This is a genomic window from Nocardia panacis (assembly GCF_003598715.1).
Lineage (GTDB): Bacteria > Actinomycetota > Actinomycetes > Mycobacteriales > Mycobacteriaceae > Nocardia > Nocardia panacis.
In genome coordinates this window covers 78,536-103,285 of the sequence record NZ_QZFU01000036.1, presented here as the reverse complement: position 1 = coordinate 103,285, position 24,750 = coordinate 78,536, and the positions used below count along the sequence as shown (strand labels likewise).

At 63.9% G+C, this 24,750-nt stretch carries 30 protein-coding genes and 1 pseudogene; 17 read left to right on the top strand and 14 right to left on the bottom strand.

Annotation, left to right across the window (positions count from 1 at the left end; all coding sequences use genetic code 11):
• Nucleotides 1–47: 47 nt before the first annotated feature.
• Nucleotides 48–263 carry a hypothetical protein gene (locus tag D5S18_RS26115; protein ID WP_120043740.1) on the bottom strand — a complete coding sequence of 72 codons (216 nt, stop codon included), beginning with the start codon at nucleotides 261–263 and terminating at the stop codon, nucleotides 48–50.
• Between the two features lie 302 nt (nucleotides 264–565).
• Here D5S18_RS26115 and D5S18_RS26110 point away from each other — a divergent pair, with 302 nt between their 5' ends.
• Nucleotides 566–1,198 carry a helix-turn-helix domain-containing protein gene (locus D5S18_RS26110; RefSeq protein ID WP_158607969.1) on the top strand — a complete coding sequence of 211 codons (633 nt, stop codon included), beginning with the start codon at nucleotides 566–568 and terminating at the stop codon, nucleotides 1,196–1,198.
• A 43-nt stretch (nucleotides 1,199–1,241) separates the two neighbouring features.
• Here D5S18_RS26110 and D5S18_RS26105 read toward each other — a convergent pair whose 3' ends face one another.
• A complete protein-coding gene (locus tag D5S18_RS26105; protein WP_120043738.1) occupies nucleotides 1,242–1,874 on the bottom strand; it encodes a helix-turn-helix domain-containing protein in 633 nt (210 codons plus the stop codon).
• 379 nt (nucleotides 1,875–2,253) lie between these two features.
• On the opposite strand from D5S18_RS26105, the gene D5S18_RS26100 reads away from it, so the two are divergent.
• From D5S18_RS26100 to D5S18_RS26090, 4 genes are all read left to right on the top strand, one after another.
• Nucleotides 2,254–2,829 carry a hypothetical protein gene (locus tag D5S18_RS26100; RefSeq protein ID WP_239004009.1) on the top strand — a complete coding sequence of 192 codons (576 nt, stop codon included), beginning with the start codon at nucleotides 2,254–2,256 and terminating at the stop codon, nucleotides 2,827–2,829.
• Nucleotides 2,830–2,929: 100 nt separating this feature from the next.
• Nucleotides 2,930–3,076: a hypothetical protein gene (locus tag D5S18_RS35920; RefSeq protein ID WP_239004008.1), complete on the top strand. Its 147-nt coding sequence runs from the start codon at nucleotides 2,930–2,932 to the stop codon at nucleotides 3,074–3,076.
• 1 nt (nucleotide 3,077) lies between these two features.
• Nucleotides 3,078–3,794, top strand: a complete 717-nt coding sequence (locus D5S18_RS26095; protein WP_120043737.1) for a tRNA-dependent cyclodipeptide synthase — start codon at nucleotides 3,078–3,080, stop codon at nucleotides 3,792–3,794.
• Nucleotides 3,791–5,176 (top strand): MFS transporter, encoded by a 1,386-nt coding sequence (locus D5S18_RS26090; RefSeq protein WP_120043736.1) that lies wholly within the window; start codon nucleotides 3,791–3,793, stop codon nucleotides 5,174–5,176. The genes D5S18_RS26095 and D5S18_RS26090 overlap by 4 nt, the downstream gene beginning before the upstream one ends.
• Nucleotides 5,177–5,230: 54 nt before the next feature.
• Here the strand turns inward: D5S18_RS26090 and D5S18_RS26085 are convergent, their stop codons facing one another.
• Entirely contained in the window at nucleotides 5,231–6,577 is a 1,347-nt protein-coding gene (locus tag D5S18_RS26085; RefSeq protein ID WP_239004007.1) for a hypothetical protein, read from the bottom strand.
• 951 nt (nucleotides 6,578–7,528) lie between these two features.
• Here D5S18_RS26085 and D5S18_RS26080 point away from each other — a divergent pair.
• The 4 genes from D5S18_RS26080 (at nucleotide 7,529) to D5S18_RS26065 (ending at nucleotide 10,697) form a co-directional block, all read left to right on the top strand.
• Nucleotides 7,529–8,344, top strand: coding sequence for an alpha/beta fold hydrolase (locus tag D5S18_RS26080; RefSeq protein ID WP_120043735.1), 816 nt, complete (start codon nucleotides 7,529–7,531; stop codon nucleotides 8,342–8,344).
• Nucleotides 8,301–8,690 carry a nuclear transport factor 2 family protein gene (locus D5S18_RS26075; protein WP_120043734.1) on the top strand — a complete coding sequence of 130 codons (390 nt, stop codon included), beginning with the start codon at nucleotides 8,301–8,303 and terminating at the stop codon, nucleotides 8,688–8,690. The genes D5S18_RS26080 and D5S18_RS26075 overlap by 44 nt, the downstream gene beginning before the upstream one ends.
• Nucleotides 8,691–8,804: 114 nt before the next feature.
• Complete coding sequence (locus D5S18_RS26070) at nucleotides 8,805–9,524, top strand: hypothetical protein (RefSeq protein ID WP_147404182.1); 720 nt, start codon at nucleotides 8,805–8,807, stop codon at nucleotides 9,522–9,524.
• 153 nt (nucleotides 9,525–9,677) lie between these two features.
• Entirely contained in the window at nucleotides 9,678–10,697 is a 1,020-nt protein-coding gene (locus D5S18_RS26065) for a zinc-dependent alcohol dehydrogenase (protein ID WP_120043732.1), read from the top strand.
• A gap of 125 nt (nucleotides 10,698–10,822) precedes the next feature.
• Here D5S18_RS26065 and D5S18_RS26060 read toward each other — a convergent pair whose 3' ends face one another.
• From D5S18_RS26060 to D5S18_RS26015, 10 genes and pseudogenes are all read right to left on the bottom strand, one after another.
• The gene (locus D5S18_RS26060; protein ID WP_158607968.1) at nucleotides 10,823–12,001 is read right to left on the bottom strand and encodes a hypothetical protein; all 1,179 of its coding nucleotides are present in this window, start codon (nucleotides 11,999–12,001) and stop codon (nucleotides 10,823–10,825) included.
• A gap of 211 nt (nucleotides 12,002–12,212) precedes the next feature.
• The gene (locus D5S18_RS26055; RefSeq protein ID WP_120043730.1) at nucleotides 12,213–12,599 is read right to left on the bottom strand and encodes a hypothetical protein; all 387 of its coding nucleotides are present in this window, start codon (nucleotides 12,597–12,599) and stop codon (nucleotides 12,213–12,215) included.
• 231 nt (nucleotides 12,600–12,830) lie between these two features.
• Entirely contained in the window at nucleotides 12,831–13,796 is a 966-nt protein-coding gene (locus D5S18_RS26050; RefSeq protein WP_239004005.1) for a purine-nucleoside phosphorylase, read from the bottom strand.
• A gap of 168 nt (nucleotides 13,797–13,964) precedes the next feature.
• The gene (locus tag D5S18_RS26045; RefSeq protein ID WP_120043729.1) at nucleotides 13,965–14,405 is read right to left on the bottom strand and encodes an NUDIX domain-containing protein; all 441 of its coding nucleotides are present in this window, start codon (nucleotides 14,403–14,405) and stop codon (nucleotides 13,965–13,967) included.
• A gap of 6 nt (nucleotides 14,406–14,411) precedes the next feature.
• The gene (locus D5S18_RS26040; RefSeq protein WP_203236916.1) at nucleotides 14,412–14,558 is read right to left on the bottom strand and encodes a hypothetical protein; all 147 of its coding nucleotides are present in this window, start codon (nucleotides 14,556–14,558) and stop codon (nucleotides 14,412–14,414) included.
• 94 nt (nucleotides 14,559–14,652) lie between these two features.
• Nucleotides 14,653–14,943: a transposase gene (locus D5S18_RS26035; RefSeq protein ID WP_158607967.1), complete on the bottom strand. Its 291-nt coding sequence runs from the start codon at nucleotides 14,941–14,943 to the stop codon at nucleotides 14,653–14,655.
• Between the two features lie 297 nt (nucleotides 14,944–15,240).
• Complete coding sequence (locus D5S18_RS26030; RefSeq protein WP_120043727.1) at nucleotides 15,241–16,887, bottom strand: hypothetical protein; 1,647 nt, start codon at nucleotides 16,885–16,887, stop codon at nucleotides 15,241–15,243.
• Nucleotides 16,888–17,177: 290 nt separating this feature from the next.
• Nucleotides 17,178–18,492 (bottom strand): annotated as a pseudogene (locus tag D5S18_RS26025) (IS256 family transposase).
• A 185-nt stretch (nucleotides 18,493–18,677) separates the two neighbouring features.
• Nucleotides 18,678–19,151 carry an NUDIX domain-containing protein gene (locus tag D5S18_RS26020; protein WP_120043726.1) on the bottom strand — a complete coding sequence of 158 codons (474 nt, stop codon included), beginning with the start codon at nucleotides 19,149–19,151 and terminating at the stop codon, nucleotides 18,678–18,680.
• Nucleotides 19,135–19,899 carry a helix-turn-helix domain-containing protein gene (locus tag D5S18_RS26015; protein ID WP_203236915.1) on the bottom strand — a complete coding sequence of 255 codons (765 nt, stop codon included), beginning with the start codon at nucleotides 19,897–19,899 and terminating at the stop codon, nucleotides 19,135–19,137. Before D5S18_RS26015 ends, D5S18_RS26020 begins: the two co-directional genes overlap by 17 nt.
• A 200-nt stretch (nucleotides 19,900–20,099) precedes the next feature.
• Between D5S18_RS26015 and D5S18_RS26010 the strand changes: the two genes are divergently transcribed.
• The 8 genes from D5S18_RS26010 to D5S18_RS25985 all read left to right on the top strand — a co-directional run bounded on the left by D5S18_RS26010 (nucleotide 20,100) and on the right by D5S18_RS25985 (nucleotide 24,259).
• A complete protein-coding gene (locus tag D5S18_RS26010; protein WP_120043724.1) occupies nucleotides 20,100–20,576 on the top strand; it encodes a DNA-directed RNA polymerase subunit beta in 477 nt (158 codons plus the stop codon).
• Nucleotides 20,569–20,823 carry a hypothetical protein gene (locus D5S18_RS34555; protein WP_147404180.1) on the top strand — a complete coding sequence of 85 codons (255 nt, stop codon included), beginning with the start codon at nucleotides 20,569–20,571 and terminating at the stop codon, nucleotides 20,821–20,823. Before D5S18_RS26010 ends, D5S18_RS34555 begins: the two co-directional genes overlap by 8 nt.
• A complete protein-coding gene (locus tag D5S18_RS34550; protein WP_147404178.1) occupies nucleotides 20,820–21,140 on the top strand; it encodes a hypothetical protein in 321 nt (106 codons plus the stop codon). The genes D5S18_RS34555 and D5S18_RS34550 overlap by 4 nt, the downstream gene beginning before the upstream one ends.
• Nucleotides 21,137–21,313 carry a hypothetical protein gene (locus tag D5S18_RS35040; RefSeq protein WP_158607966.1) on the top strand — a complete coding sequence of 59 codons (177 nt, stop codon included), beginning with the start codon at nucleotides 21,137–21,139 and terminating at the stop codon, nucleotides 21,311–21,313. The genes D5S18_RS34550 and D5S18_RS35040 overlap by 4 nt, the downstream gene beginning before the upstream one ends.
• The gene (locus tag D5S18_RS26000) at nucleotides 21,310–21,513 is read left to right on the top strand and encodes a hypothetical protein (RefSeq protein ID WP_120043722.1); all 204 of its coding nucleotides are present in this window, start codon (nucleotides 21,310–21,312) and stop codon (nucleotides 21,511–21,513) included. The genes D5S18_RS35040 and D5S18_RS26000 overlap by 4 nt, the downstream gene beginning before the upstream one ends.
• 305 nt (nucleotides 21,514–21,818) lie before the next feature.
• The gene (locus D5S18_RS25995) at nucleotides 21,819–22,175 is read left to right on the top strand and encodes a hypothetical protein (protein ID WP_147404176.1); all 357 of its coding nucleotides are present in this window, start codon (nucleotides 21,819–21,821) and stop codon (nucleotides 22,173–22,175) included.
• 86 nt (nucleotides 22,176–22,261) lie between these two features.
• The gene (locus D5S18_RS25990; RefSeq protein WP_120043720.1) at nucleotides 22,262–22,807 is read left to right on the top strand and encodes a hypothetical protein; all 546 of its coding nucleotides are present in this window, start codon (nucleotides 22,262–22,264) and stop codon (nucleotides 22,805–22,807) included.
• A 30-nt stretch (nucleotides 22,808–22,837) separates the two neighbouring features.
• Nucleotides 22,838–24,259 carry a hypothetical protein gene (locus tag D5S18_RS25985; protein ID WP_120043719.1) on the top strand — a complete coding sequence of 474 codons (1,422 nt, stop codon included), beginning with the start codon at nucleotides 22,838–22,840 and terminating at the stop codon, nucleotides 24,257–24,259.
• A gap of 138 nt (nucleotides 24,260–24,397) precedes the next feature.
• Here D5S18_RS25985 and D5S18_RS25980 read toward each other — a convergent pair whose 3' ends face one another.
• Complete coding sequence (locus D5S18_RS25980) at nucleotides 24,398–24,697, bottom strand: hypothetical protein (RefSeq protein ID WP_147404175.1); 300 nt, start codon at nucleotides 24,695–24,697, stop codon at nucleotides 24,398–24,400.
• Between the last annotated feature and the right edge of the window lie 53 nt (nucleotides 24,698–24,750).

Genomic DNA, 24,750 nt, shown 5'->3' with positions numbered 1-24,750 from the left:
CATGTCAGTTGCTTCAGCGCCGGTCGCGATCTACGGAACCTCGGGATCTATCGTGCGGAACCGCCCACTTCCGGGCCGCGCAACGCTGACTCGTCGGCTGCCTTCGCCCTGGCCGCGGCCAGGAATTCGAGGCGGGCCTTCTCGAATCGGTCATAGTCGGCGCCGGATTTCGGAGTGCCCGCGTTCTTGAACGCGGCATCCGCCTGGTGGTACGCGACCAGGGCGCGCGCATAGCGGGCCTTGACGAATGGGTTCACCGCCATGCTTGCCCGCTTCGCCCGGCTTCGGTCGGGAGTGGGGGCGCCGTGACCGGGCCTCCTTTGATCTCGGTCCGGTCCCGGTTGAGCGAGAACGATACTGAATCCCGTTGTGGCTGTCCATCATTCATGATGCGGCTCCCGAAATTCGTCCTGGTGGGTGCTCCCGTTCGGGAAAAGGGTCGACCGAAACGGGGTGCCGGCACCATCATGCACCCTTCAGTCGGTTATGTCTAGACAGACGAATTAGTCTGATCGCGTGTCCGGGTACGCTTCCTCCGTGGGGGCGAGCGCGAAGGGCAGGAGTCGTGAGCGGTACCGGCGAGCGCATCGCTAAGCTGCGCAAGGACGCGGGCCTGAGCCAGGCCGAACTCGGCCAACAGATCGGCGTCGATCAGAAACGGATCAGCCGCATCGAGGCCGGAGCCGAATTGGCCTTGGCCGAAGGTCTGCGCCTCGCGGGCATCTTCGAACTCTCCCCTTCCGAACTCGCGGGCATCACAACGCAAAGCCCTCCGCTGTCCGGGGTGTGGAATGCCGCCTGGCAGATGGCACACGAGGGCGTCGAGCATGTCGACACCCGCCAACTCAGGATCGCGCAGGACGGGCGAATTCTCCACCTGCACGGCGTGCAGAAACGCGACGCGGCCGCCGAGTGCCACAGCTGGGTGGGCGAGATGCGGCTGTGGGACAGCGACATCTTCATCGGTTGGTACACGGCCTCGGATGGGTTCGTGAGATACAAAGGGAGCCTGTACCTCTCGCTACACCCGCACGGCCGGGCCATGATCGGGACCTGGGCCGGTCTCGGCTACGCCGGACAGATCATTCGGGGCTGGGCCGCCATCACGCGTGACGACCGAGCCGAACGTCTCGTCCGCGAAATGTCTCGCACCGAGGGGCGCGTTCAGGGTTGGTCGAAACTGAAACTGGAATCGTAGATCTCGCCATGTCCCACCGTCGCAGGCCGGTCGCCGGGTCCCGCTACGACTCCATGCCCAGCTTCGGCCATGCCTGCGTGTATCCGTCCGTCCCCGCCATCTCGCGCACGAGACGTTCGGCTCGGTCATCGCGGGTGAGAGCGGTCCAGCCCCTGGCCACCGCTCCGCCATAGCCGAGGCCCACCCGGCCTCCCATCATGGCCCGGCCGTGCGGGTGCAGCGAAAGGTACAGGCTCCCTCGGTATCTCACGAACCCGTCCGACGCCACATACCACCCGATCAGGATGTCGCTGTCCCACAGGCGCATCTCGCCCATCCAGTTGTAACAGTCCTCTTTACCCGGGTGGGCTCGGGTGCCCTGCATGCGGAGAATTCGCCCGTCGTGCACACCCTTGACCTGGTGGACTTCGATGTGTTCGATTCCGTCGTGCGAGGTCTGCCAGGCGGCGTACCACACGCCGGACAGTGCCGGAGTCTGCACTGTGGCATCCGCCAGTTCGGAAGGGGAGAGTTCGAAGACGCCCGCGAGGCGCAGCCCTTCGGCCAATGTCAATTCGGCTCCGGCCTCGATCCGGCTGATCCGTTTCTGATCGACACCGATCTGCTTGCCGAGTTCGGCCTGACTCAGGCCCGCGTCCTTGCGCAGCTTCGCGATGCGCTCGCCGGTAGTGCCCATAACTCCTGCCTTTCGCGCTCGCCGTATGGAACGAGCCTACTTGGACGGTTCGGTCGAATCCGACCTTGTAAACAGATACGGCCCGGTGGGCGCATGATGGCGGCGGCGCTCTCGATCCGACTCGGGCGCGTCGACCCTTGCGGGGGCGGGGCAGGCCGGACCGGTCGGCCTGCGATCGCGAAATACGTAGGATAGTTGTAATCAATTGTGGTACAAGGCATTACGAATTCATGTCGACGTTTCCCCGCAGGATGATCTTAACCCTGACTCGCGGCTCGGCTCCGACGTAGTGTCTGCCTGTGCCACTTTTGCGCACGGTCACAACGAGTTTCGGGCAGCGTCGGCCGAAATCGATTGCACTGGCGAGGAGTATCCGCTCATGACCATTGATTTCACCAACGACGCCCGGCCGGTGGACAACCAGGCCCTCGTGGTGCGGACGACCCAGCGCGAATTCTCGGCCGATGACCTGCTGAGACTGCTGAAGGGCGAGGTGTACGCCGTCCGGGTGCGGGACCTGCTGACCGGTGAGAATCTGCGCGCGCTACGGGAACGCTTCCTCGATCGCGACGACCACGGTCCACTGGGGACGGACCCGCAGTTCCGCCGTATCGGCTACGCGTTCTCCGAGACCGGGAACGCCGAGGAGCAGGACGCCTATTTCGCCGCCGCGGCAGGCCATCTCGAGCAGTTGCGTTCGATCGCGGCACCGTACCCGTATCCCGCGGACACACTGCGCTTGCTGCTCGACGAGGTATGGCCGACGGGCGCGACCGTGCTCTCCTCGGAGAGCCGCAAATTCTTCGCGGGCGTGGTGCGATACCAGCAGGCAGGCGTCGACCTCGAACCGCACACCGACAATGTCGAACGCAACCTGCCCGACGGGCAGAACCTCGGCATCGTCCGCCAACTCTCGGTCAACGTTCTACCTCGACCTCCCCGACCGCGGCGGTGAACTCGAATTCTGGGACGAGTATCCCAACGAGGAGCACTACCAACAGCTTTCGGGAGACCGGGTCTGGGGCATCGACCGCTCTGCCGTCGGCGATCCGACGGTGACCATCACACCCGAGATCGGCGAGGCGATCTTCATCGACCCCAGACGCGTCCACGCGGTCCGTCCCTCGGCCGACCGCCCCCGCGTGACGGTGGGGCTGTTCGTCGGTGTGCGCAACAACGAGCCGCTGGCGGTGTGGAGCTGAGATGACCACCACCGCAACGATTTCCGCACCGGAATCCGACACACGCCTGGCCTCGGCGTCCCACAAGGCGGCCTTCGACCTCAAGGGGCAGCGCTACGACTACACCGGCGCCACCGCGATCCTGCTCACCAGCGTCGGCGCCGACTACCACGAAGGCGAGAAGCTCGGCGCCACCATCGATCTGATCAACCGCAGTGGATTCGGGCGGGTCACCGTCGCCGTCGCCGACACACTGCAACGCCACAATCTCGACCTGCCGCCCGCACAGGCGTATTCGCTCTCGCGCCGTCGCGGCGACCAATGGATCGCCCGCAACCAGCCCCTGCTCGACCTGATCGAATCCGACGTCGACATCCTGCGCTGGGACGAAGCGCTCAGCGACGCCCGATACCCGCGGCTGCTCAAGCGGATTCGGCTCGCCTACGACACCGACGCGGGCTACCGGACCGCGATCGACGCCACCATCGACCGTTTCATCGACCGCCGCGGCGGCGACGAGGCGATAGACGACCCGGCACGAGCCCGCCACGGCTGCTTGACCTACCTCCTCGAGGAATGCCCGATCATCCAGCCGCTTTGGGCCGCGGCGGGTTACGACCACGTGATCTATCCGCAGCACATCTCGGCGGCGATGCAGGCCACCCGCGACCGGTTCGTCCCCGACCAGCGGGTCACCTGGCTGCCGCTGCGCTTCAAGAAGCGGAGGTCGGCGAAATGAGCCGGACCACAGCCGCCGAATTGACACCGGTTCCGCAAGCACGACGCATCGTCGGCTTCCTCGGCTTGGCCATCGCGTCGTTCCTCGGCTGCATCGACCTCACGATCGTCACGACCGCGCTACCGTCCATCACGCACGATCTGGACACTTCGCTCGGTGTCTCGCAGCTGGTGCTGAGCGCCTTCCTCACCGCCCTGGCCATGTTCATGGTGACCGCGGGCCGACTGGGAGATCACCTGGGGCGCAAGCCAACCCTGCTGATCGGCGCCGCGGTGTTCGTCCTCGCCTCGGTGGGCGCGGCACTCGCGCCGTCGATCGGCTGGCTGGTAGCGGCCCGCTTCGTACAGGGAGCCGCGTGCGCCATCCTCTACACGGGGACATCGACACTGGTCGAGACCCTGTTCGAGGAGGGGGCGCGCGGTCGCGCCATCGGTTGGCTGTACGCGGTCAACGGCATCGGCCTCGCACTGGGGCCGGTGCTCGGCGGCCTGCTGGTGCCCGCCTTCGGGTGGGCGGCCGTGTTCTGGATCAACGTCCCATTCGGCGTCGTGGCGTTGGCCGCCGTCGCCGTCGCGGTTCCCGCACCGGCCCCGAGTCGGCAGGCCGGGCTGGATCTGCCCGGTCAGACGCTGGTCGCGGTGACCGTCGCGGCGCTGGTCGCGGTGGCCTCGCTGCCCGAGACGACGGGATGGTTCGGCGCGCCGATGGCGATCGCCGCGGTGCTCGCGGTTGTCTGCGGCGTCGCGACCGCAGTGGTCGAGCGTCGTGCGCGCACCCCGCTGTTGCGACCGACGCTGTTCACCCACCCCCGCTTCCGTGTCGCACTCGCCTCGGATTTCTTCCTGGCCGTCTTCTACGCCTCGGCGCTGCTCGTTCTCCCGCCCTACCTGGCCGACCGCCACCACCTCGATGTCCGCACCACCGGCCTGTCACTGCTACTGGTAAGCGCCACAATGGCACTCGCCTCGCCGCGCGTCGGTCGATGGGTCGACCGCAGCGGACCCACGACGCCGCTGAAGTGGGGCTTCGGCGCATTCACCGGCACCGCCGTCCTCGTCGTCCTCGGCGCGCTGAGCGGATCGCTTCCACTGCTGCTCGTCGGATTCGTGTTCTTCGGCGCCGGGTGGGCTCTCATTCTGGCTCCCGCGACCCTCGCCGCACTCTCGGCCGTCGACACCGACGAAGCCGGATTCGCCGTCGGCGCGTCGTGGACCTTCCACAACCTGGGCGGTGCATTGGGCGCGGCGGTCGCCGCGGGTCTGTACGCGGCGACCAGCCCACAGACCGGACTCCTGCACGTCGGATTCGTGCTGCTGGGCGCGGCGATCGTCGGACTGCTCGCGAACCTGCTCATCACCCGTTCCGCGCAGAGCGACCGATGACCGAGTCTCCGGGGCGGAGTTCGAAACCTATGGACCGAACCAGTCCGAGGCCGGCTACGCTCCTACCACTTCGAGTCCCGGAGTCAACGCGATCGCCTCGAGTTGGACGTATGACATTGGCGCCGTCTCGCCGCTGCAAGAGATGCGGACCCACGAACCCGAGGCGTAGGTAACCGTTACTGTCCTGGCGGTCTCGGGCCTCGATTGCGGTGCACTATCGATTGCCATGACCTCCTGATCTCCGACGATCACTCCATTCGGCAGTCGCCGGGTATTCCCTTGTCCCGGTCCCGAGTCCGCCGATTGGCCCGTGCCCATCGCGATCGCGAAATGTGCGCGTCCCTGCGGGGTGTTCGCTCGGACCGCCTGGCACAGCTCACCTCCGGTGCCGGAGGGACGCAGGTCGCCGAGCGGACGTTCGAGTTGCAATCCGTCCAACGGGATCCGTGCCAACTCCGTGTTCAGTCGGGTGACGGTCTCCCGGTCGATGGTTTTGCCGGATCCGGTGGCAACAGTGCAGGATTCGGGTGGGTTCGGCGTACTCGGCGGCACCGGCGTCGTAACCCGCAGACCCGATGGCGCGGTGACCATCGCGACCAGTTCGTCGATGGTCAAAGGCACGGCACCGGAATGACCTCGGTCCGCCGCGACATCATCGGCATGAACGTCCGCGACGGTGCCGTCGGGCAGATACGCCCGCACGCTGCGTGTGCGGGTGCGCACCTTGTCAATCTCGTACCAGCTGTCTTGAACGTCGGCGATGCCGCCGTCGGCCAGGTGCCGACGCTCGTCGAGATGTCCCGCCACACACGGCGGAACAGGGCCGGTCGACTGCCACACCGACACCGATAGCGAACCCGTACGATCCCCACGCAGCACGGTCGCTCGCGCATCTGTGCGACCGCCGAATGCCATCCCGTTCTGTTCTACCGGGATGGGCTGGAACACCAGCGATTCCGCCACCGGAGCGAAGCCGATCTCGACATCGCCCGGCAGGGCGCCGCGCAACGCCTGCGTCATTGCTTCGGCTTTCGCGCCGGAGAACCACGGGTAGGCAGGGTTGTCATAGGAGGTCGTGAAGGTGGTGAGCGAGCTGGTCAATCCACCGCCGCGGGGCGGCTCGACCGCGTCGCAACCGGGGATCGCCACCGGATAGATCACCGGCGGTGTGACATAGGCGCCATCCGAGTGCGTCGGCGCCGCCGGGGCAGATTCGGGCGGAAGCGGTTTCGTCGACCGCTCTGTTTTGTGCAGCAACCCGCCGACGAGCACCCCGGCCGCCACTACCGCCACACAGATCAACACGAGGACCCAATCACCAACCGCGCGCGACGGTTTCACCTTCCGCCCGGCCTCGTCGGCCTCCGCCGCCCTCCGATCACCAGCGTCCACAACATCCATCCTGTCGAGTCGAGAACTCCAAGAACCATATAGCGCGCGCTATTTCGGCTTCTTCGGCACCGGGAAGCCGGCATTCCCGCCCCCTGCCGCACTCTCGGCCATCGACCCTACGAAGCCGGACCCGAGGGAACCCTCGCAAGGTGTGACCGGACCCCGATCGCGAAATCCGTTGCAGAGCAGTGCCTCTCGGCGATCACTGATCGACCTTCATCAGTGCCGCTCCGGCCGAAGAGAATTTCGAACAATTGATTCGGGTCGGGAAGCGATTGGAACTCCGTGGCGCCGGTTCATAGTCACTTTCAACGTCGCGGTCACCGGCCGCGGAATTCGTATCGCGAGGACGACACACCGAACTCAGAAAGCTCATGTGCCGTATGGGGTTCGATTAGGGTTCGGTAGTGGTGTCGAAGCAGGAGGGTGCGGTCTCGATCCGCATACCATCGCCGCAACTCGATGACCAAATATTTTGTCGACGAAATCAATCGACTCCGAACTATCGAATGCCGATCGGATCATCGAAGGAGGCAGGGAAATGCGATACGCGAAGCAGGCGGGAGTCGTATCAATTCTCGTCGCGATCGGATTCGGGATGGACAGTGCCCCCAGCTGGGCCGAGCCCGCAACCCCGGTCGAGTCCGTGACCCGAGTTGAGCCCGCGGCCAGGGTCGAGCCCGTAACCCCAATCGCAGGTATCACGTGGAGGCAGTGCCGCCGAGGCGGTGGAAGAGTGAAGACCAAGTCCCTTCCGCTTACGAGGCGCGGTGGCAGGGTCGGCACATGCCGCGGAGGAAAGTTCAACGGACGCAAGGTGATTGTGCGATATCGGCGGTGAGACCCCGCCCTGCGGAACCGCACGCCGTCGACGCGATCGGCGGGCGCTGTTTTATCCGAATACCGTGGTGGGGAGTGGACTTCGGTGCTATTGATCGGCTACGCGGCTACGCTTCGTCCATGCCGTACGTGTCGAGTGCAGATCGTGTTCGGATCTTCTTCACTGATTCCGGTGGATCGGGCCGGCCGGTCGTATTCGGGCATGGGTTCTTTATGGATTCGGTGATGTTCGGCCCCCAAGCGGCGCACCTGATCGCGCGAGGTTTCCGGGTGCTGTGCTGGGATGCTCGTGGGCATGGCGCGACGAAGTCGGATCCCGATGTGCCGTTCACATATTGGGATTCCGCGCGGGATCTGCTCGCGGTAATGGATGCGGCAGGGATTCACCGTGCGACGCTGGCGGGGATGTCGCAGGGCGGCTATGTCGCGTTGCGGGTGGCGCTGCTGGCTGCCGAAAGGGTCGAAGCACTGGTGCTATTCGACACCGAGGCCGGTGCCTCGACTACTGCGGAGAAGGCTTCCTATCGTGAGTTGTTCGCGGCGTGGACCAATCCCGAGGTCCCGCTGGACTTTCTCGCCGATCGGTTGGCTCCTCGATTGATCGGCGGCACGTCGACGGATCACGGGTTGTGGCGGGCGAAGTGGGCGGCGTCGGATCGCGGGGCGATCCGTGCGGCCGCCGAATGTCTCGTCGAGCGCGACTGCCTGTTGGACCGGCTCGCCGAGATCGCCTGCCCGGCACTGGTTCTGCGTGGCGAGTTCGACGAGTCGAGTACTGCGACCAAGTCCGAGGCGCTGGCCGTCGGGTTGCGTGGTGCGGGTCCGGTGGTGACCGTCCGGGGTGCCGGTCATGCCCCGAATTGGACGCACCCGGCCGCGGTGAACCAGGTGCTTGCGGGATTCGTCACCGAGACAACGGGTAACAGCCGTCCTTGACCTTCGAGGTCATCGACACAGCGCCCTGTTCGCCGAAGAAGTCGACTGGTTGCTCGCGGAGAATCCGGCTGTCCCGTGGATCAAGCCGCGCCGGACGGCCGCCGAATGCGCCGCACAGTTCGAGGAATTGCCGGCGCAGACCGTTCCGGAGGACATCAGTATCGACACCTGCATGGTTGCGGGCACGGATGCTGTGCTCTTCGGGCATTTCTCCGGCACCGTGCGCGCCACGGGAAAGCCATTCGGGGGTCCCTTCGCATTGCGTCTGACCGTCGAGGACGGCCGCATCGCCCGGCATCACCTGTACGAGAACAGTGTTTCGATCGCCGCGGCATGCACGCCGTGACGACTCGCTGAACGAACCGCGCGGAGGTACCCCAACCCCGCCGGCTGAGGCGGTGGCTGTCGCGGTATCGGGTGGGTGCGGTATTGGCCGCCGCGAAGCGGCTAGTCTCGGCGAATGAGCACAGTCCCGCCGCATTCTCCCCTTCGCGGAGCCGTCGTGCGGGCCGGTCCTTCGGGGGTCAAGCAGACGATTTTCCTGGCGTTCGGTGTGAGCGCGGGTGTGCTGCTGGCTGTTTCGGTGCCACGGGTGGGGCGTGACCCATTGTGGTTGCTCGCGCTGCTTCCGGCTGTGTGGATCGTGATGATCGGGATGATCGTTGTCTCGGCGTGGCGAATGAAGACGGCGGTTTTGGGGTCGAGGCGATCCGCGTTGGGTCCGGTGGAGTACCTCGCCGCGGTATCCGCGGTGGCCGGAAGTGTCCTGTCGATTCCCGGCAGTGCGCAGACGGTCCGGCTCGCGGGCGGTGCTTCGCTGATCCTCGCGCTGCTGATGTTGACCTTGATGGTTGTGGGCTATCTGATTCGATGGCGGCGGCGCATCGCGGCCTCTGGACTGCGCGCGCGAGCGGTTCGCGCCCGTGGTGTGGTGATTTCTACCGGGCTGGAAGGCTTTCCGGCGACACCGAATCCGAAGGTCGTCCGGCTGAGCGTGGCATTCACCGACCGCGCGGGCACCCGCCGGTGGCTGACGCCGACCGCGTTGCAGGTGCCCGCCCATCCGATCGCCGTCGATGACGAAGTCGCGGTGTGGTTCGATCCGGAACATCCTGGCGATATCGCGCGGATCGTGGTGGAGTTCGACAATGGATCGAGTCGAATCGTCAGAACCGGGTAGTGGGGATTCGAGCGCACTGCTCGCGCACACCATTTCGCTGTTTCCATCAAAAACCCCAAAAGAATTGGTAGCAGCCGCATTCCATTCGCGCTCCGTGAGATCGCTGTACCATCTGTGTGGCCGGTTTCGAAGCGCCGCTGGGAGACGAAATTGATGAGGTCGCTGTGGTTTGTCGAACCCGGTCGGACGGAATGGCGAGAGGTCCCCACCCCGGCGCTGGAGAATGACGGCCAGGCATTGGTGACGCCGGTGGTGGCAGGTCGTTGTCCCTTCGATGTGCCGGTGCTGTCCGGGGCCACGCCGTTGCGTGGGGATTTCGCATTCGGGCACGAGGCGGTGGGAAAGGTGGTGGCCATCGGGGATGCGGTCGCCGGGGTGCGACCGGGTGATCTGGTGGTCGTGCCGCCGGAAATCTGCTGCGGCGAGTGCGGCCGGTGCCTGCGCGGGTGGACCGCGCACTGCGAAGCCGTGCCGCACGGGGCCACCTACGGATTGGCGGTGGCAGGCGACTGGGGTGGGTTATTCGACGATGTGGTGCGCGTGCCGTACGCCGACGCGATGCTGATCCGCGTGCCACCGGAATTGGATCCGTATGAATGTGTCGCGGTGGGCGATACGGTGGGAGTGGCCCACGATCTGGCGGTCCGATACGTTCGCGGCGAGGGTCGCACCAGGGTGCTGATGCTCTCGCACGGTTCGACCGGGTTGCTGGTAGTCGCCTGCGCCTTCGTCCACGGCGCCGACTACGTCGTCTATGTCGATCGCAATGCCGAGAACCGGGCACTGGCCGCGAATCTGGGTGCGGTCGCGCTGTCGGAACCGCCGGATCTCGCTGCCGGCTGGTTCGACCTCGTGGTCGATGCCTCCGCAGGCAATGTCGAATGGCTGCGCCGCGGCATCGAACTGTCCGCCCCGGAGGCGAGGGTCCAAAGCCTGGGCGGGATCTTCGGTGCGACGACCGTGCCCGCGTACGAAATGTACGTGCAGGGAGTCACTCTCCGGATCGCCCGCGCCAACAATGTGCCGAATATCGGCCCCGCGCTCGACTCGATCGCCGCCGGACTGGTGACCCCGTCACTGTTCTACTCCGACATCGTCGCCTGGAACGACCTCCCCGAAGCGATCCTGGAACCCGGCCGCAAAATCGTCTCCCGCCACGACGATCAGGCATAAGGGCAGCGCAGAACCTCACTCCGAGCGGCCGTTCCGGATCGACGAGCGGCCTCGAGCCAGACGCGACGTCTACCGGCGACAGACCGTCGGAGATCGGTTCTGCGGCTCACAGGAAGCCCAAGCAATCACTTGACATGGGTGAAGGCGAACCGGTTGTTGTCGAGGGTGTTGTAGGTGAGTCCGTCGGGCAATCGACTCTGCTCGGCATCGATGTCGACCACACCGGTGGTCTCGTCGAAAGTGAACTTCACTGTTCCGGTGGGGACAGGCCCTGGATAGAGAACATCTCGGACGATGACTTCGGTGTCCAGGGCGTTCTCGGTGTCGAGCACCGCGAACTTTCCGGTCGCATATACCGACTGGTAGGTGTTGCCCGCCTTGAACTCCAGGCGGTACAGGCCGTCCGGGTCGTGGGGTTCGATGCGAAACGATGCGTGGATCTGCCGCGGCTTCAGCGAGTCGTCCTCGCGTTCTCGCACCACCACCACGCTGTAGTCCTCGCAGGCGGCCATGGCGGTGACCTGCTTGCCCTCGGTGGCCTCGAGGATCCCCGAGACCTGCAGTTCACTGTCGTTCCCGGCGGCGAGCAGCGTCCCGTCCTGCGCCAGTGCCAGGCTGTGCGTATGACCGACGGCCACCCCGATGATCCTCTTGCCATCAGCCGCCTCGAGGATCGCTGACACCTGCCCGTACTGGTCGGCGCCTGCGGCCAGCAAGGTCCCCTCTTCGGTCACCGCCAGCGTATGTGAGGTGCCGCCCGCCACTGTCGTGACTATCTTGCCGTCTGCGGCTGCGAGGATTCCGGTCAGCTGTTCGGATGTGTTCATGCCTGCGGCGAGCAAAGTCCCGTCGTCGGTCACCGCCAGACTCGTATAGAGGCTGGCTGCCACGGTCGTGACTGTTTTACCTTCTGCGGCTTCGACAATCCTTTTTACTGTTCCCGAGAAATCCATCCCGGCCGCCAGTAACAATCCGTCCGCTGTCACCGCCAGGCTGTGGTAGTTGTCGGCGGCGACAGCGGTGATCTTCTTGCCTTCCGCGGCCTCGAGGATTCCCGATACCTGTCGGAATTGATCCATGCCGACAGCCAGTAGTGTCCCATCCTCGATTACCGCCAGACTGTGAAAGCCGCCGGCGGCAACAGCAGTGACTTTCCTGCCGCCAACAGCCTGCAGGATCCCCGACACCTGCCCGAAATAGTCGCCACCGGTGGCCAGTAGGGTTCCGCTCTCGGTCACAGCCAGACGGTGCCCATTGCCGAGCGATATCGCTACAACCTCGGCGCTTCTCAGGATCGCTGCCACCTGCCCTGCGGATCCCGCGCCGAGGAAAACACTTGGTATCACGCCGGCCGTTCGGGAGGAATTCTCCACTGTCATTGGACCTCAGCACCTTTCGGATACGGCAACCAGCATGGGGCGATCTGCCGGGGTCGCCGGCAGGGACAAAACAACGTGCCAAACGACACGGCTTACTGGCGAAGAAGGCGGCATCGGGATAGGGAAAAGCCGCGGGTCAGGGTTGGGCGATGGCGTAGAGATTGGCCAGGCCACCGTCACCGGCGTCGGCCTGGGACAGGTAGAGCAGTTGCACGCCTACCGGCAAGGGCGTTCCGGGTTCGACGGTGTGCGAGCCGTCGGTACAGCTGATGACAACGACCCCGCCTGCGCCGTCGTTATCCACCACGTACCACGGGGATTCGGTGGGGTTGGTGCGCGTTCCCAGCGGGACCTGGAAGCCGATCCCCCACTTGGTCACCCGTTCGTCCTGCGCGGCCAGGGTGATGATGTAGCTGATTACCCACCCCACTGCTTCCGGGGGGTGGGTCTGCTGCCACGATCCAACGATCCGCACATCGGCATCGACCGGCGGCGGTGCCGCGTCGACTGATTGTTCGGTCATGAGCTCTCCTCGTTCAAGGTGAGACGGCATACATGCTGCCCATCGGAGTGTCGGGGCATGCCTCGGGCGACAGTCGAGGTTCAGGAAACATCGCTAATCGCATTGTAGTGCAAGACAATTCGGCACGCAGAAGATCATGGAACAGTCACGGAACGACACGACTGTGACTTCTCCACCGGCGTCGACACCTCGCCGAACTCGGGCCGCACATGACGCAGGCGGGTGGGTCGCTCAGGTCAGGTTTGGGTGTTCCATCAGGTAGTTCGCCGCTGCCAACCCGACCCGGTACGCGTTCTCCACCGAAATCTTGAACCCCATGTACTGACCCTTCAGCATGTCCGTCACCGACCCGCCCGCAGCGGGCTGATCGAAATTGCTCGCGGTGCGGAGGTCGACGTAGCGATCGAGCTTTCCCGCGCGAGCCAGCGCGGCGGCCGTGGCGTTGTCCTCCATCTGCGAGGTGCAATAGCGGCCCTGGCCATTGGTCTGCAACCCGACGATGTAGGCGGCACTCGCCGACGACGCCGCACCGGAGAAGAAGTTGTCGCCGGTGGCCGTATCACACTGCGCCACATAGGGTTTGTCGTGACCGGCCTGCGCCGGATAGGCGGCCCGCACCGGGGCCAGCGACGGGTCGTCGGCGAGCGCGACGTCCTTGGTGTTGCGGTATACGGCCTCCACCAGCTTGCCGTTCAGTTCGTAGCTCTGGGTGACGGGCTTGTCCTGATCCGAGAGCGGCAGATAGCCGTTCGGCACGGCCGGGTCGTCCTGGGGCAGGATGTGATGTCCGAGATCGACATCGACCACCCAGCGCGACCAGGCCGCGAAACCGAGCGTCCCCGCATTCGGCGGCGTCCCGGCGATGCCCGCGGTGAGGAAATACGCGTTGCCGAGATCGAACTTCGGGTCGGCGAGCATCGCGGCGGTGGACAGCGCGGCATTCACCTTGCCCTCGTCGGTCACCATCATGCACAGGCCGGAATCGGCGCAGCGCACCGGTGTTCGGACACCCGCGAGCGGCACTTCGCGTGTCCAGTGCTGCCGCTGCACCCAGGGTTCGGCCTCCGGATCGAACATGGTGATGACCATCGCCTTCACCGCGATCCGGTCAGCTTTCCCATCGTGGCTGCCGCATCCGGCCGCAGCCAGCGTCGCCGCGAGCGTGGCTGCGACTATTCCGATCATCCTGGTGCGCACTCGAGTCTCCTGTCGCCGCGATCATGGTCCGAAAAGAGATACCGCATCGCGGACCGATTACCGGGCTGCCCGCGCCGTTTCCGGCGATCCCGAGGCCGGCTGCGCGACGGGCGAGGACAAGAAGTGTCGAGCAATTGTCGAAAGGAATACGGCATGTCCAGCTTTCGATCAGACAGCCCGATGCCTGTGCAGGACTTCCTTCACCGCGTCGGAGACCGGTGGTTCTTCGGCCAGGCTGGTCCAGGTGTAGGCGTCGTGTTCGGTCAGCTCGACCGGTTCGGGGCTGACGACATCAACGGTGAAGTTGAACTGTCGGCTCTTCTTGCCGCTACCGGACTTATAGTCGAACTCGCCCAAATACTTTCGAATGCCCGCGATGTCGAGCCCGGTCTCCTCTTTTACCTCCCGGACGAGGGCTTGGTCGAGGGGTTCGCCGGGATCGACCTTGCCGCTGGGCAGTTCCCAAATGCCGCCCATGAAGTCGTCGGCGGGTCGTTGCAGCAGCAGGACTTTGCCGCCGTGGGCGACTACCGCGCCGACGACGAGTTGCTGCACGTGGTCGCGTGCGGCGTCGCTGGTCAGCGTCTTCAGCAGCGTGGTTTCGATCATCGATCTCTATCCCTTCAACTCGGTGTGGTGCTCGGTGACTTTGCGGATGGCCTCGATATAGCGGTCGACGATCGGTAGGTCTTCTTCCCGGTGCCAGACCGGCAGTTTGAGGGTGCCGTGGTGGATCTCCTCGGCTCGCGGGTAGTTTTCCACTCGTAATACCCCGACCTGGAGATTCCCGCCCACCGACACATCCGTGCGACCGGGAAATCGGATTCGTGGTCGTGGATGAACTCGTATTTAGTTGTCATCGGTGTTTCTTCGCGAAGAACGCCGATGCCTTGGCTAAAAAATCGTTCTCCTGCTCCAACTCTCCGACTCGTCGTTCCAGCTCCTTGATCCGAGCCTGATCCGTCGGCGACGAATCGACTCGAGTCGTCCCCTGCGTTCTCCGATAGGCCGTGACCCACGACCACAACGTGTTCGGATTGACACCGAGTTCGCGGGCCACTTCCGCACCCGAACGAGAACGGTCGACGACTTCCCACACAGCCGCCTCACGGAACTCCGGGGAGTAAGGAATCTTCTTGCGAGTCACAAATTCTCCGTTCAGCTATCCCTGAATTTTACTTCAAGGCCACTGTCCGGAAACTCCCCAGCACCTCAAGTATCCGACGCGGAACGGTTCACCCATACCCGGAATTGTTCCGGATAACGGGGGTTGACCGGAACGGTTCGTGGAACACCTCTACGGAACACCGGTGAGCTGGGCCGGAATCCTGCGGCCGTGGTGTTCCGTTGGTGGATCGGCTTACGGAACACTGTGATCGAGCATGCACGCCAAAGCCGGTGGCTTTGCCCGACCCCGCGATCTTGCGAAGAACCCGAACGCGGGCTATCCCGACCGTTGCAGCGCAGCGACCGAACAATCGAGGACCCGACCGTCCAAGGTGCCAATCACAAGCCGGTTCGCTCCTACGCGTGCCAGTGAGAGCGGAACGACTCGGTGGCCGTTCACCCGTAGCTGTTGGCGCGTCCGCACCGCGCCGTTCACGGTGCGCAGGATGATCAGTTCCCCAGAGTTGAACGTTACGTAGACGAAGTCGGCGTCCACGTCGAGGGAGGTGGCCTGGTGGTCGGCTGTGAAGACCCATTGCGGCTCGCCCGTCGGATACTTGCGGCGGGCCACGAAGGTATTTCCGGCCAACAGCCCAGCGCGGTCGTGAACGGCGCCGGCGTGGACGAGCGCCGGTCCGGCACGGTCATCGAGGTAGGCGCCACAGCCACCGAATAGATGCCCACCGCGCGAGGCGTCCCACTCGAGCGGGAATAGCCGTCGTACCCGCCCGTGCGGCGTGTCGACGGCGACCACCCATTTGTCATGCGAGGGTTTGTTGCCCATTCCTTGGAGGAAGAGCAGGTCCGGGGCGTACCGGATGTCGAAGTAGTGATTGATCAGGTCGTAACGCCCCAGCTGGACCGTGCTCGGGTGCGCACCTTCCGGGTCGACGAGCGTGACTGCTCCGGTCATCGTCGCGGTGTCGTGCTCGGTGTCGCGCAGCGCCCACCGACCGTCCGCTCGTGACACCATGATTGTGGGGGAGGCCGCCTGGAGGGTCGTCCGGACGGCACCGCCGTTCAGGTCGACCTCCACCACAACACTCGGCTCACTCGTCCATCGGCCGCCGTAGAAGCTGCGTGGGGTCTGTGTCAACGCCAGCGCGGTTCGTCCGTCCGGCAGCGTGTTTACCTGGTAGCCCGTGCCGCCCGCGGGCACCTGCCAGGCACAGTCTTCGGACGTCGGCGTCCAGCACTCCACAGCGATGCCTTCGAGTGCAGCGAGAACGCGGCCATCGGCGAGAGCCTGCACCGCCCAGACCGCGCGGCGGGGCGTCCACGCGCGTCCTCGTTCCGTGCACAGCCGTTCAATGACAGCGGCAGCGACAGACGGATCAGTGTCAGATGCGTCCGCGTACGGCTTTTCGCCGTAGGGCATGCGCAGCATGCCCACGGTGGCCCGGTCCCAATCATCGCGACGGATGGAACAAGCCAAAGACGTGGTACCGAACCGTTTCTCATCCTCGTCACAGGGAATTCCAAGCACCAGTCCAAGAGTCTCCGGATCCTGCCAAGTGAGCTCCCGAACCTCCCGGGGATAGGCCAGCAGCGACACGGTAGCGCCGGTGGACAGGTCCAACAGAAGCAGCTCGCCTTCATAGGACCATCCGCCATCGTATGCGCCGGTGCCGATCGCCAACAACGGCAGGGTGGGGTGGAAAGCGAGCGCGTTGACCGGCCAACACGTAGTCAACTGGAACAGACAGGTGAGATCTCCGGAGCGGTAAACCGCCGTCGGATGCCAACCCGGATTCGGTCGTGATCGGTCAGAGACGTCGCGACCGTGCCATTGCGGTCGGATAAGCTCCCCGCCGACCGCAATGAGCGCTTCCCGAGACGAAGTCGCAGTGACACGCGGTTGACCGATCTCGCAGAACGGGCCGACACCCAGCACGCGGTCCACCCGGACCTCGAACACGCTCACCGGATACCGGAAGACTCGATTCTCTTGATCACAAGGAGATTCTGCTGTCGCGGCCCCACACATGGCAAGTCACCAGGCGTCATCGGGCGCTGTTCGCGGCTGGTGGCTGCATCTGGCGGAGACGCGACGCTGGCCGGGCACGTGGACAGCGCCGAAGAGGATGGACAGGGCAGTCGACCACACTGCGTAGTGTGCCGCGACCGTTGCCGCGTACGGATCGGTGGATCTCACGGCGGTCGGCCCGCACACCCGAGTCGGAGATATTGTCAAATCCTGTGGATTGGCTAGTTTCAGGCGATCTCCGTTCGGGTGGTGTCGGCCGGGTCGGTTGGTGATGTCGGGGTGATGTCGCGGGGGCGTTCGAGTAGCTTGCCTTTGTGGAACAGTGCACCGTTGCGCACGAGCGCGACCAGGTCGGGGGCGTTGACCGTGCGCCAGTGGCCTTGGGCGGCCTCGATCAGCTTGTAGGCCATGGCAATTCCGGCCGCGCGTGAGCCGGGCCCTTTGGTGACTTTCGTGCGTAGCCGCACGGTAGCGAAGGTGGATTCGATCGGGTTCGTTGTGCGCAGGTGGATCCAGTGCTCGGCCGGGTATTTGAAGAACTCGAGAAGCACATCGAGATCGTCGGTGATCTTCTTGACGGCTTTCGGATATTTTGCGCCGTAGTCGATTTCGAAGGCTTTGACCGCGATCTGCGCTTTGTCGATGTCCTCGGCCATGTAGATGTCCTTCATCGCCGCGATCGCACCGGGATGCGCCGATTTCGGCAGCGAGGGCAAGGACATTGGCACTCTTATGGAACCAGCACCGCTGCTCGTGGGTGGTCGAGAACACATCGCGCAATGCCTTCCAGAACCCGAGCGCGCCATCACCGACCGCGAGCACGGGAGCGGTCATGCCGCGTCGACGGCAGCCACGCAGCAGATCAGCCCACGATTCGGTCGATTCCCGGTAGCCGTCGGCGAGCGCGACGAGCTCCTTGCGGCCATCGGTGCGGACCCCGATCATCACCAGCAGACACATTTTCTCCTGCTCGAGCCGCACTTTGGTGTGGATCCCATCGACCCACAAGTACACATAATCGGTGCCCGACAGATCCCGGTCGGCGAAGCCACGGGCCTCGTCCTGCCACTGGCCGGTCAACCGTGTGATCGACGCCGCCGAGAGCCCGGCACCGGAGCCGAGGAACTGCTCCAGGGCTGGACCGAAGTCGCCGGTGGACAACCCATGCGGATACAGCAGCGGCAGCACCTCGGCCACCTGCGGCGACTTACGCGCCCACGCGGGCAGGATCGCCGAGGAAAACCGCTGCCGCTCACCAGATTCGGGGTCCACACGCTTGTCGTCGACCCGCGGTGCCTTCACCGTCACCGCGCCCGCCGCCGTGAGGACCTCCCGTTCGGCGTGGTAACCGTTACGAACCACCAATCGGTGGCCGTTCTCGTCGAGCTGATCGGCGAACTGGGCGACATAGGCGGCGACCTCGGCCTTCAACGCGACGGCCGGCATCTGGCGGGCACCATCGCGGACGATCTCATCGAGCAACGACCGGGTCGAACCGGCCTCGCCGTCGGCGGAGGAGCTGTTGTGAACTACCGTGAGCACGGACGTACCTTCCCGACCGGCGTTGGCGCGCCGGCAAGATCAAGACTTCGGACTGATAGATCATCCGGGAAGGTGCGTCCTTCCCGTCATCCACAGGTCTTAATCATTTCTCGACGGATGCCCTCATACAGGCAACCTGGTCTGTCCAGGCCAGACTGTCTTACGTGGCCGCCGGAACGAATTTGCTACCCCAGGTAGGGCGAACTTCTGCGCTCTGCATGATGCTGCAACCTGAGCCAGACTGTGGGGTGCACCGGCAATGATTCGACTTCCGCCAAGTTCAGGAACGCCACGGCGGTGGACTCGTGCGACACCGTGATCTGTCCGCCAGTCACCCGGCCGTAATAGACCACCGCAAACTCTTGCCGGACTTCCCCGTCTGCGTATGCGATCACGTGTTCAGGGTCGGTGTAGATGCCGAGTAGGCCGGTGATCTCGATGCGCAGTCCGGTCTCTTCGAAAGTCTCCCGGACCGCGCAGTCCTCCAATGTCTCGCCTACCTCCATGATTCCGCCGGGCAGCGACCAGTTCCCCGAGTCGCCACGCCGCTGCATCAGCACTCGACCGTGTTCGTCGGTTACCAGCGCGGATGCGCCTGGTTTCAGTGAGTTCGGCTCCGGCGCGTTCGGGTCACGGTAGTAGTCACGCCGTGAGCCCACGGGAATCCCTCTCTGTGTACGGCACAGTGGTTTGCCAGATCTGTTCGAACTGGTCCGCGAACGATTCGAATATCCCGTGTGGTGACAACCGGCGCAGGTAGAGCGCGGTGTGCTGGTATCCCCTGGCGCGGAACAAGTACGGGGTGACGATCATCTCGTCATCGAACCGGAACACCGAGTTGTACAGGTGCGTGGAGTGCAGACCCACTCGGCAACCTGGGGTGTCCGGCAACGGCCCGAGCATGGACAACGCGTTGCGTATCCGGCCGGGGAGGGTGCCGTTCATCTGTTCCAGCGTGTCTCGCTCGATGACGTGATCGCAGTCCGGGTCGGCGAACCCCAGCCTGACGTCGCACCCGGACAAGCACTTGGCCGCAATCACCTCGGAGGCTTTGGGCAACAGTTCCAGCACGAACGGGTAGGCGTACCCCATGATGTCGATTCGCCGAGTTGCCTTGTGCACCAGCGACACCCACAGATCGTTGGGTATCTCGGCTCGGTGTGCGTAAGCACCCAGAACCTCTGCGGTCGCTGGCGCCCCGGCTTGGGTGTCCGGCCTCGCGGCAGGCCATAACGTTTCCTCGGTTTCGCCGAGTAGTTCAGCTACCCGCACCCGTGTCCGGCGGTGCGGTACCCGACCGGCTAGCCATCGGTTGACGGTCTTCACGTCTACGCCTGCCTTGTCCGCCAGCTCCGCAGAGCTGAGCCCTGATCTGAGGATTGCCGTCTCCAGCCTCTGCTGAGCCATACCCGTAAGGCTAGGAGACATTCAGGACGTTTGAAGTGTCTTCGGAAACGTCCCCAGCACGGTTCTAGCGTCCCTCGGTTGCTCATACCTTCGAATGCACTCGGTTGGAGTTCCGTCCCACTCCTTGGCCCCTATTCCCGGGGACGCCAGGGCCGGGCGCACTCCCCAACGTCACTCCGATAGCGATCAGAGGTCTATCGATGGAAACCAAGGCAGATCCGGCGGATACGTCGGAAGCGCGATACACCCACTACCGCAACGTGTTCGGTCTCCCCGCGACGCTCGATTTCGGCACGGGCCGGATCACCGTGCGGACATCTCCCTCGCTCGGGGCGGTGGTGATGCCCGCCGATTTGGGCGAGTGGGTACGAGCACATCTCACACGGGCCTCGGGTGGGTGCCCGCCGATCATGTGCGACCCCGTATCGGGGCGGTGGACCGCGCTGGTATGCCCCGATACGGGCAGGCCGGACCGTGACCTGTATCGGAAGCTGGGCAGGCTCGGTGTTGCGCTGATCGGTGTGGGGTTGGATGTGGATTTGCCGACACCCGCTCTTGCTGGTGTCGAGCACCGGGGATGGGTGGTGGAGCCGTGCGAGGACGCGGCTTTGCCGCCCTGGGTGGTGGTGTCGGCGGCGATCGGTGCGTGCGTGGTGAGGATGGCTCTCGATGCCTGAATCGAAACCCCGACCAGCAGTAGCTGTTCCGATCTTCGATTCCCCGTCGGAAGGGCTGATCACTGCTGTACTGGTCGGGCTCCTCAACTGGGAAAGCCCGAAGAAGCAGTCTGCGGTGGAACCCATTCCGCTGGAACCGATTTCGGCACTGCTCGCGCCCTGCCATGGCGGCCGGACTCTGGAAGAAGTCCTGTACATGCTGCGTGACGGTCTCGCAGCGGTGATCACGCCGGAGGTGCGGTCGTGAGTCTCCCGAGGGTGTTGGGGTATTTGCGTCGTGACATTGCCGGTATCCGCCAGCAGGCGATAGAGCCCCTGATGCGGAGTGCGGCAGGTGATTTCGGATACAGCTACACCAAAACGATGGCGGTGTCCGACCCGTTCGCCTCGGAACGAGCCCTGATCGCTCTGGTAGCGAACCTCGGGGTGCCCGCCGTGATCGTGCCGAGTCTGAAGCATTTCGGGGACGGTCGGCCGCCCGAGGCGCTGTTGCGTTTGGCCGATGTGCTGGTGATGGAGCCGAGGGCGAGGTTCACCCGGATCGCACCCACGGGGGTGTCGTGAATTCCCGTCTCGCCCGTGCGATGACCGAGTACTTCGAGGCGCTGGACACCTGGCACGTAGTCGGCCGTCCGGTCGAGGGTCCGGTGTGGGAGCGCATGGAGGCGGTCGTTACCGAACTCCTGGACGCGAAAGCGGGGGCCGGTGCGTCCAGAAACCCGGAGATGCGGTCGTGACCTGGGTGACCGTTGTCAGCAGCGCGCTCGCGGTCGGTGTGCCGCTGCTCGGAGTGATTCGGGAACTGGCGCTGCTCTGGAGACGCGAACCCGACGACATCGACTACTGGGAATCGGTTGTGACACAAGCAATTACGGACAAAGAAGAAGGGGACGGGATGCGTGAATTGGTATCTGTCGAGGCGATGGTGATGTCATGACCATGATCGAAGCGGGGGCGACCCTTCTCGCGGTCGCTGTGCCTGCGGTGATCATCGCGCGGATGCTGCAAGTCGATCGGCACCGGGTTCGTGTCCGGCGTGATGCCGGACTGCGGTACTGGCCGGTGCGTCATGAGGTCGGATCGGGGAGGTGGCCGTGAGTTGGGAAGAGTTGTACGTGGTGATTATGGCTCCGACTGCGGGACTCGTGGCGGACTGGCGGTACTGGCGGCAGTCCGTGATCACCCTGTGGGTGCGGGTATCGCCCGTGCGACGGCGGGGACCGCACGAACATACGGCAAGTCATGAAACTTGTTGCAACACAAATAATTACGAAGGAATCCGGGCCGATGGGTGAATGTGATTGCGGTCCTTGGATCGCCACGTCGCACTTGATTCTGTTCAAGACCGAGCCCGGTGTCCCCTCGGTGGTGGTGGAAGCTCCGTGCTGCTCGCCGCTGTGTAGGCGCTTCGTGCCCGTGGTCGCAGGGCGAATCGCCGCGCATATCGATTCCGTGGGCAACCGGTGCGAATGGACAGGTATGGGCATCGTGTTCGACGACGCCGGCTACGCGCCGCACGGCGACCCGGACGACGCCGGCCGAATCACCTGGGGACTGATCAGCGCGATAGCAGAGAAACCCGACCCGAAGACTGAGTGAACCCGCCGATGGTCCTGGTTCATCGGCGGATCGGAGCGGTGATGATCGATACTGGAACGTTCGACACAACGGGAGACGGAGGCACTGTGAGCGACGATCAAATGGGATTCGATATCGATGTCGAGCAAACCGCTTGGGGTAAATGGGTTGATCCCGATCGGCAGGCAGCGCAGGCACGGAAGTTCATGGATTATGCGGGTATTGACCGCATCCCGTCGAAGGTGTGGGAGAAAGATTCGGCGGAGGTGAAGCGATTGAATCGGATTGTTGAGGGATTGTTCCCGGATATCGATACCGCTGTCGCGAACCTTGCCATGACCGATGCTTTCGTCTGCTTCGCTGGCGAGTGCTTTGTCGAGTTCACGGGTGGGCGATGGGTCGACGCCGAATGGGCTGACCTCGAGCTTTCGCCTTGGAATTTCAGTCCGGCTGTGGCCTGCGATACCTTCGATGAAGATGAAATCGTTGTCTGGCAGGTAGTGAAGGACATGATCGAATCCCCTGCACGGTCCGACTACGACGGAATGTTCTCCCATTTTGTGCGAGTGTTGCGTGAGTACGCCGAAGATCATGCGGAGAAGCGACGGGAGGACTCCGAAGAGTCCGATAACCGTGATCGGCTGAAATTCTAAACAGAATCCCTCGGGTGGGGTGGTAGTGTCGTGTCGGACGAATACGACAAAGACCGCGACAAGGTCGAAGGCAACAATGCCCGCGGTCGGATCTTCGAGAACGGCACCTACCGATATTTTCGGGACGGCGAGGCTGGCTATGTTCAGCAGCAGAGGCAGCCTCGTGCGTTCGTAGTCGGGAACAAACGAGTCCATTTCGACAAGATCAGGGATGATCGGGGCAAGATTTCCGGTATCGAAGAGAAGTCGGGAAGGATGGAGGGCGAGAAGGACGAAAAGCAATTGGACGTGGCGTATGACCTCCTCAAACAAGGCGTGCTGGATGAGTTCACATTGAGATCCGTTCAGGGGGAATATCGTTCCAAAGAAGTGCAGGAACGCATCGATCGCTTGAATCGTGACTTCAAGGACAAATTCGTACACCAGTTGATCCCCCGTGACGTTGCCCATGAGGTCTGGATTCAAGGGCTGCAAAGGGAACCCGGTCAACAACTCGAAGTAGGCAGTGTCGGCCAGCAAGCCCGCGAACAGCGTCAGCAGATGCGGGAAGTTGAAAGGGCAGCCGAAAAGGCCCGCCAACTTGAGATCGAAAAAGAGCGGGAACGCATCGAGCGCGCCGAGCGGATACAACTCGTTCGGGACCAACACGACCGCAGGCGTATTGAAACCCGCGAAAGAATGGAGCGGGAACAGAGGGCGAAAGAGCTAGCGCAGGCTCGGCAACTCGCAATGGAGAAGGCGCGCGAGAGGACAGCACTCTTCCGGGACATGGAACGGTTCCGGGAAGGTGTCGAGCGTGGACAGGTGGAAGCCCGCGAAAGGGCCGAGCGGAACCGGGAGGTAAGAGAGCAAGAGCAAGCCCGTCAGCGTGAGGAAACCGCCAGAATGCAGGACCAGCTCGGCAAGGATATTCAGGCCCAGGTGCAGCAGATCGCGAAGGACCGAGAAGTCGGTAGGGCAATCGATGCCGACCAACTCTATGAAATCCACAAAGAACTCACACAAGGCTTGAATGTACTTCGCGAGCAGGAACGGCAAGAAACCCGAAACATGCTCGGAATGCTTGATTTGAGCAAAGATCAGGCTCGCGAAATGGAGATTGCTTTCGAGCTATCGCGTGAAGACCGACGCGAAGACGTGGTCAAGGACCTGAACACCATTGCACTGACCGTTCAGCGTGAAGACCAACGCCGCGCAGCGGTGGCGGCTCAGCGGCGTGAAGCAGTCGAGAAGGAACAGCGTGAGCGGGAAGCCCGCGAAGCGCGAGAGGCATACGGCCAAGCGCTACGGGAGCGTGGCATAAGCCCGGAGGTGGCCGCGCTCATACAACACCAGCAAGCACCCGGCTTGGAGAGCGAGCGCGAGCGGGAGGGACAAGAACCCCCGCAAGTCCAGGGCCGGAGCCGGGACATCGGTGGTCGCGGTCGGGGTATCGAGCGCACCAGGGACTGACATCAGACGTGGGTACGATTCCACGGGACTCTAGCGCGTCAAACTTCTTGGCAGGGTTGCTCGATTTACGTTCCGAGCACAAGATCAGGAGCCCAGGCCAAGGCAGTCGGGTTCAGCGCGCGGAGCGTTTCACGCAAGCTATCGATCGAACTGCCAGTCCTCCAGTCGGGTGTGGACCGGAATCATATTGACGACCAGGTCGGTACAACCTTCGACCTCGAGCCGCGCCACGCAAGCCTCAGCCATCTCCCTTGAGACGAACGCGCCAAGTTGGCCCACACTCCTGTCGTCCTCGTCGAGCAGTTCGACGGCGTAGACCAGTTTCGGTTCGCGGTACCCCTTGGGCAGCTCCATCCCCCAGGTGCGCCAAGTGCGGAAATGCCATCGCCCAATCCGAAGGCGGACGTGGCGAAGATCTTCAATCGCGAACTCCAACACCGTGAGAGCCTACGTTCGCTCATCGGATTTACCGCGCGTTCAGCACGGTCACT